Genomic DNA, 6,177 nt, shown 5'->3' on the forward strand with positions numbered 1-6,177 from the left:
GAAATAGATGCGCTTGCCAGGAAAAAAGCAGAAGAGGCGCAGAAGGCGGGAGAAATTGTGATGCCATTTTCGGACGAAGCGTGGACGCCGGATCTGGTCGAAACATGGGGTCCGATTCTGGTCAGTGAATCCTGGCATCATCGCCACTGGTTCGCGGATAGTCAGAGCCGGGTCGACGACCGGTTTAAAGACAAGTTCCGGAAGCTTGTTGCAACCGTGATTGAGGAAAAGACGAAAGATGAGAAGGCAACCATAGACCCATTGAATCTGATCCGCTCTGCCTATGCTTGAGATCAAAGTAGCGCGGCGGCCTGTGTTTCGCGGAAGGAAAGCGGCCCATCCACCCCTCGCCACAAGCACCCCCTAGCGCAGTTTCGCCAGCTTGATCTTGTCGAGCTTGGCCCGTGCCTGGATCGATTCCTCGCTGCGCATCATCGCCTTGGCGATGGCCTTCAGGCCCATGCCCTTCTTGGCCAGCACGTGCAGCTTCTGGATCTCGTCCGGCGTCCATGGCTGGCGGTGGCGCTCGAATTTTTCGGCCATTTGGCGTGTCCTTCAACGGGCCGCATCGGGCCGGGTCAATTGCATGATACCTGACGCCTGACCTGCATGCGACCCCTGATCGCGGTCTGCGCCCGCAATTCGCCACGAAGCAAACCTAGGCTCCCCACATGACCGCTATCCGACACCTGTTCCTCGCCGCCTGCGCCGCGGCCAGCCTGTGGCTCAGTGCCTGCACGGCGGAACCCGCCCCGCAGGCCTGCCAGCCGGTCGAATTCGACGGCGCGCCGTTCACCGTGTGCAGTTTCGATGTGGACCGCGCCGATATCCGCCTGTTCCTCACCCATCCCGACGGCGCGCCCCATGCCCAGTTCGACCGCCTCGCGGCACAGCTGGAAGCCGATGGCACGCCGCTTCTCTTCGCAATGAATGGCGGGATGTACCATGACGACCGCCGCGCGGTCGGCCTCTATGTCGAGGACGGCAAACAGGCCGCCCCCCTCGTCACATCGGCCGGGCCCGGCAATTTCGGCATGCTGCCCAATGGCGTCTTCTGGCTCGACCGCGGCGAGGCCGGCATCACCGAAACCCGCGCTTATGACGCCTTGTTCCCGGCCAGTCCGCCCCGCTTTGCCACCCAGTCCGGCCCGATGCTCGTGCTGGACGGCGCCCTGCACCCGGATTTCAATGCGGACGGCACCAGCCGCAAGCGCCGCAATGGCGTCGGCCTCAGCGCCGATGGCAAGACGGTGCATTTTGCCATCAGCGACGCGCCGGTGAACTTCCACGGCTTCGCCCGCCTGTTCCGCGATGGGCTCGGCACACCGAACGCGCTCTACCTCGATGGCGTCGTCTCACGCCTCTACGCACCGGAGATCCAGCGCAATGAGCCTGGGCTTGATCTCGGCCCCATCGTCGCAGTCGTCTCTGCGCCGGAGGACGCGCCCTGACACATTTCGGTCTCGCAGCAAACCTATGGTAGGATGAGACAAGACAGGAGCAGGAACCATGATCGCTGACACCGCATGCGTCATCTTCGGAGTCTATGCCCTCGCTGCGGGCGCCGGCATGGTGATCGAGCCCGCCCGCGCTGGCCGCCTGCTCACGGCCTTCGAGAACAGCCCGGAAGTCGCCTATGTCACCGGCGCCTTCATGTTTTTCCTCGGTGCCGGCGTGCTCGCCCTGACGGATGGTTTCAGCACGGTCACGCAAGGCATCACAACGCTCCTCGCCGCCGGCATGGTGGTGGAAAGCCTGCTGCTCCTCGCCTGGCCCAAGCCGGTCTTCGCGCTCGCCCGCTGGATGATGCCGGAAGAAGACCATGTGCGCGGCTTCGGGATCGTGACCATGGCCTTCGGTCTGGTCATCGCCGTGCTCGGTACCCTATAGAGGCTGCTGGCAGCCTGTGAGGAGAACACCATGTCGGACCCCCCGCTCACACTCTATGGCCTGAAAAACTGCGATACCTGCAAGAAGGCGCTCGGTGCGCTCTCCGCTGCGGGACGTGAGGTCGCCTTCGTCGATATCCGCGCCGAGGCCGACCTGCGATCGCTGGTTCCGGCCTGGATCAAGGCAGTTGGCACCGAAAAGCTCGTCAATCGCCGCTCCACTACATGGCGCGGCCTGACCACCGCTGATCAGGTCGCCGCCCTGGGCGACAGTGCCGCCGCGTTCCTCATCGACCATCCGACCCTCATCAAGCGCCCCGTCATCGACACCGGCGCAAGCATTGTCGTCGGCTGGGACAAGGGCGCCCAGCAGGCGCTGCAGGCCTAGGCGCGCAGTCCGCTGCCCGGCTCACGCCGGCTGCAGCATGGCACCAAGGCGCAACAGCGCGCTTTCCCAGCCTTCCTGCACGCCTTCCAGCAGGTCAGAGCCATCCACCGCCGCCGTCTGCAAGGTCAGCACGAGGCGCGTTCCCTGCCCGTCAGGCAGGAACTCTGCCGAAACGAGGCAGGTGCCCTCAAGCGCGTCCATGGAGGATATGATTTCGGTATAGATGATCCGCCGGTCGGCCGCGATGTCATGATAGCGCCCCCGCACCACCGCGAGGGCCTGCTCGCCCATCATGCATGTGCTGACATCCTCTCCGCCTACGGAAAAATCGGCCGCGTCGATGCGCAGGTCGATCTCGTCGGATGGCGACCCCCAGATGCGGCGCATTTCCGGGTCGGCCCAGGCCCCGAACACGCGCGCCGGGCGTGCCGCATAGGTTTTCTCGATTGTCACCGTGCCGTGCCGGATCGTGTCATGGCTCATGTTGCGGTTCCTTTTGAGTCAGTCGCGTCGAGAAGATCGCCCAGCCGATCGAGGCGCGCGGCCCAGGCCTGCTGGTAACGGGTGATCCAGGCATCCAGCTCGGCCAGCCGCGCGGTCTCCAGCCGGCAGCGTCGCACCCGGCCTTCCTTGCGTGTCACAACAAGGCCCGCCGATTCCAGCACACGCACATGCTGCAGGAAGCTCGGCAGCGCCATGCCATAGGGCGCGGCCAGTTCGGCCACGCTCGCCTCGCCAAGGCTCAGCTGCGCAATCACGCCGCGCCGCGTCGCATCGGCCAACGCATGGAAGCCGCGGTCAAGGGCAATGGGTTCAGGCGGACTATACTTAGTCATATGCCTATCTATTGGCCTGCCAGGCCGCATGTCAAGACACTTAGGTAATTACCTCAGTTTGACGTGAGCCCCCTTTCAATTCCGGCCCGCCCGGCTTAATGTGACCCTCATCCGAGGGGTGTCCGCGATGGTCGCGGGCTGAGAGTTACCCTTTGAACCTGATCCGGCTCATACCGGCGCGAGGGACGGAACACGAACATGACGCTAGATGCGTTCACGGCCTTCTGCGAATCCCTGCCCCACGCGACCTATGTCCGACAGTGGGGCGACAGCCATGTCTGGAAGATCGGCGGCAAGGTCTTTGCCATTGCGGGCGACGAGAATGGCGAGATCACCGGCGTCTCCTTCAAGGTCACGCCCATTGCCTTCCACATCTTGAAGGACCAGCCCGGCTGCCAGGGCGCGCCCTACATGGCCTCACGCGGGATGAAATGGATCCAGCGCTTCAGCGACGCGACCATGTCCGACGCCGAGCTCCTGACCTATATCCGTGACAGCTACCGCCTCGTCGGCGCGGGCCTGACGAAGAAGATGCAGAAGGAACTCGGCCTCTCGCCTGAGTCCCCGAGAGGCTTCCCGTCATGAGCCGCCTCGCCCCGCCGCCCGCGCCCGCCGCTGTGCAGGCCGTGCTGGATGCCATGCCCGCTGCCCCGCGCGCCTATCTGGGCAAGCTGCGCGACCTCATACGCGCCACCGCCGCCAAGACCCCCGGCGTGGGCCCGCTGACCGAAACGCTGAAATGGGGCGAGCCCGCTTTCCTCACCAATGCCACCAAATCCGGCACAACGCTCCGCCTCGGCTGGAAGCCTGCCGCGCCCGACACCGCCCAGCTTCTCGTCCCTTGCTCCACCACGCTGGTGAATGAGTGGCGCGATCTCTATTCCGGCACGCTCGCCTTCTCCGGCACCCGCGCCATCGACCTCGACCTACGCAAGCCCCTGCCAGAGGCGGCCCTCTCCCACTGCATCGCCATGGCCCTCACCTATCACGCAAGAAAGCACGCCCGATGAACAAGCCCGCCGACCAGTCCCAGTTCGAAACCCCGAAAGTCACCACCGGCCCGCTGCCCGCCAGCCGCAAGGTCTATTCCCATCCGCTGCCGGACCTCGCCGTCCCCCATCGCGAGATCGACCTGCACCCCTCCGCCAATGAGCCGCCCGTGCCCGTCTACGACACGTCCGGCCCCTATACGGACCCTTCCGTCACCATCGACGTCGAGGCCGGCCTTGCCCGCGACCGGCGCCAATGGGTGCTCGCCCGCGGCCATGTCGAGGAATATGAAGGCCGCGACGTGCGCCCTGAAGACAATGGCGGCGCCGAGGGGAAATATCTCGCCCGCCAGTTCCCCGTCCGCCACCGCCCCCTGCGCGGCACGGGCACCGGCCCGGTCACGCAATACGAATACGCCAAGGCCGGCGTGATCACCAAGGAGATGGTCTACGTCGCCACCCGCGAGAATCTCGGCCGCCAGACGGCCCATGAAGACGCCGCCGCCACCATCGCTGACGGCCAGAGCTTCGGCGCCCATATCCCGGAATTCATCACGCCCGAATTCGTCCGTGACGAGATCGCCGCCGGGCGCGCCATCATCCCGGCCAATATCAACCATGCCGAGCTGGAACCGCAGATCATCGGCCGCAACTTCCTTGTCAAGATCAATGCAAATATCGGCAACTCGGCCGTCGCTTCATCGGTGGAGGAGGAAGTCGACAAGATGGTCTGGGCCATCCGCTGGGGCGCCGACAATGTGATGGACCTCTCCACGGGGCGCAACATCCACAATACGCGCGAATGGATCCTGCGCAATTCCCCCGTCCCCATCGGCACCGTGCCGATCTATCAGGCGCTGGAAAAGGTCAACGGCGTCGCCGAGGACCTGACCTGGGAAGTCTACCGCGACACGCTGATCGAACAGGCCGAACAGGGCGTCGACTATTTCACCATCCATGCCGGCGTGCGCCTCGCCTATATCCACCTCACCGCCAGCCGCGTCACCGGCATCGTCTCGCGCGGCGGCTCGATCATGGCGAAATGGATGCTCGCCCACCATACCGAAAGCTTCCTCTACACGCATTTCGAGGAGATCTGCGACATCATGCGCACTTATGATGTCTCCTTCTCCCTTGGCGACGGCCTGCGCCCCGGCGCCACGGCCGATGCCAACGACGCCGCGCAGTTCGCCGAACTTGAAACCCTCGGTGAGCTGACAAAGGTGGCCTGGGCCAAAGGCTGCCAGGTGATGATCGAGGGGCCCGGCCATGTGCCGATGCACAAGATCAAGGTGAACATGGACAAACAGCTGCGCGAATGCGGCGAGGCGCCCTTCTACACGCTTGGCCCCCTGACCACAGACATTGCCCCCGGCTATGACCATATCACCTCCGGCATCGGCGCCGCCATGATCGGCTGGTTCGGCACAGCCATGCTCTGCTATGTGACGCCCAAGGAGCATCTTGGCCTGCCCGACCGTGACGATGTGAAGGTCGGCGTCATCACCTACAAGCTCGCCGCCCATGCGGCAGACCTCGCCAAGGGCCACCCGACCGCCCATCTGCGCGACGATGCCCTCTCCCGCGCGCGTTTCGAGTTCCGCTGGGAAGACCAGTTCAACCTGTCACTGGACCCCGAAACCGCCCGCGACTTCCACGACCAGACCCTGCCCAAGGACGCCCACAAGGTCGCGCACTTTTGCAGCATGTGCGGCCCCAAATTCTGCAGCATGAAGATCACCCAGGAAGTCCGCGACTACACCGCCGGCCTCAGCGACAACGAACGCGCCGACCTCGAAAAACAGGCGGCCGAAGCAAGGCGGGGGATGGCGGAGAAGAGCAAGGAATTCATGGACAAGGGCGGAGAGATTTATTTGTCGGAGAGCGGAGAGGTGCGGGAGCCGATTGATTAGAGAAGAACCGGCTCAACTCCCCGAGTTGAGTGGGGACATATACGCCTTGCCGCTTTTAAAGCGAATATTGCTTCTGCATGAATCTTCGAATCTGTCATTGTAGCTATAGCGCATGATTGGGGGCAACGAATTTGCAAGACTTTAGCGGCCAATGGACAGGAT

Annotated in this window: 10 protein-coding genes and 1 riboswitch; of the genes, 7 read left to right on the plus strand and 3 right to left on the minus strand. The window is 64.0% G+C overall.

Annotation, left to right across the window (positions count from 1 at the left end):
• On the plus strand, nt 1-291 hold a 291-nt coding region (locus VR74_RS18975), incomplete at its 5' end, for a hypothetical protein (RefSeq protein ID WP_045699493.1).
• 72 nt (nt 292-363) lie between these two features.
• On the opposite strand, the gene VR74_RS18980 is transcribed toward VR74_RS18975, so the two are convergent.
• Complete coding sequence (locus tag VR74_RS18980; RefSeq protein WP_045699495.1) at nt 364-543, minus strand: hypothetical protein; 180 nt, start codon at nt 541-543, stop codon at nt 364-366.
• A gap of 128 nt (nt 544-671) precedes the next feature.
• Here VR74_RS18980 and VR74_RS18985 point away from each other — a divergent pair, with 128 nt between their 5' ends.
• From VR74_RS18985 to VR74_RS18995, 3 genes are read left to right on the plus strand one after another with little or no spacing between them, the layout of a single operon-like run.
• Nucleotides 672-1,451 (plus strand): phosphodiester glycosidase family protein, encoded by a 780-nt coding sequence (locus tag VR74_RS18985; RefSeq protein ID WP_299951343.1) that lies wholly within the window; start codon nt 672-674, stop codon nt 1,449-1,451.
• 58 nt (nt 1,452-1,509) lie between these two features.
• On the plus strand, nt 1,510-1,890 hold the full coding sequence (locus VR74_RS18990) for a hypothetical protein (protein ID WP_045699496.1): 381 nt from the start codon (nt 1,510-1,512) through the stop codon (nt 1,888-1,890).
• 30 nt (nt 1,891-1,920) lie between these two features.
• Nucleotides 1,921-2,277, plus strand: coding sequence for an ArsC/Spx/MgsR family protein (locus tag VR74_RS18995; protein WP_045699497.1), 357 nt, complete (start codon nt 1,921-1,923; stop codon nt 2,275-2,277).
• A gap of 21 nt (nt 2,278-2,298) precedes the next feature.
• Here the strand turns inward: VR74_RS18995 and VR74_RS21350 are convergent, their stop codons facing one another.
• Nucleotides 2,299-2,760, minus strand: a complete 462-nt coding sequence (locus VR74_RS21350; RefSeq protein ID WP_299951346.1) for an SRPBCC domain-containing protein — start codon at nt 2,758-2,760, stop codon at nt 2,299-2,301.
• Entirely contained in the window at nt 2,757-3,113 is a 357-nt protein-coding gene (locus VR74_RS19005) for a metalloregulator ArsR/SmtB family transcription factor (protein ID WP_045699498.1), read from the minus strand. The genes VR74_RS21350 and VR74_RS19005 overlap by 4 nt, the downstream gene beginning before the upstream one ends.
• A 104-nt stretch (nt 3,114-3,217) precedes the next feature.
• Nucleotides 3,218-3,316, plus strand: a riboswitch (TPP riboswitch).
• On the opposite strand from VR74_RS19005, the gene VR74_RS19010 reads away from it, so the two are divergent.
• The 3 genes from VR74_RS19010 (at nt 3,312) to thiC (ending at nt 6,015) form a co-directional block, all read left to right on the plus strand.
• Entirely contained in the window at nt 3,312-3,698 is a 387-nt protein-coding gene (locus VR74_RS19010; RefSeq protein WP_045699499.1) for an MmcQ/YjbR family DNA-binding protein, read from the plus strand. Its footprint overlaps the riboswitch before it by 5 nt.
• Nucleotides 3,695-4,123: a DUF1801 domain-containing protein gene (locus VR74_RS19015; RefSeq protein ID WP_045699501.1), complete on the plus strand. Its 429-nt coding sequence runs from the start codon at nt 3,695-3,697 to the stop codon at nt 4,121-4,123. Before VR74_RS19010 ends, VR74_RS19015 begins: the two co-directional genes overlap by 4 nt.
• Nucleotides 4,120-6,015, plus strand: a complete 1,896-nt coding sequence (thiC, locus tag VR74_RS19020; protein WP_045699503.1) for a phosphomethylpyrimidine synthase ThiC — start codon at nt 4,120-4,122, stop codon at nt 6,013-6,015. The genes VR74_RS19015 and thiC overlap by 4 nt, the downstream gene beginning before the upstream one ends.
• Nucleotides 6,016-6,177 lie beyond the last annotated feature (162 nt).

Source organism: Hyphomonas sp. BRH_c22 (assembly GCF_000961795.1).
In the GTDB taxonomy this organism is placed as follows: domain Bacteria; phylum Pseudomonadota; class Alphaproteobacteria; order Caulobacterales; family Hyphomonadaceae; genus Hyphomonas.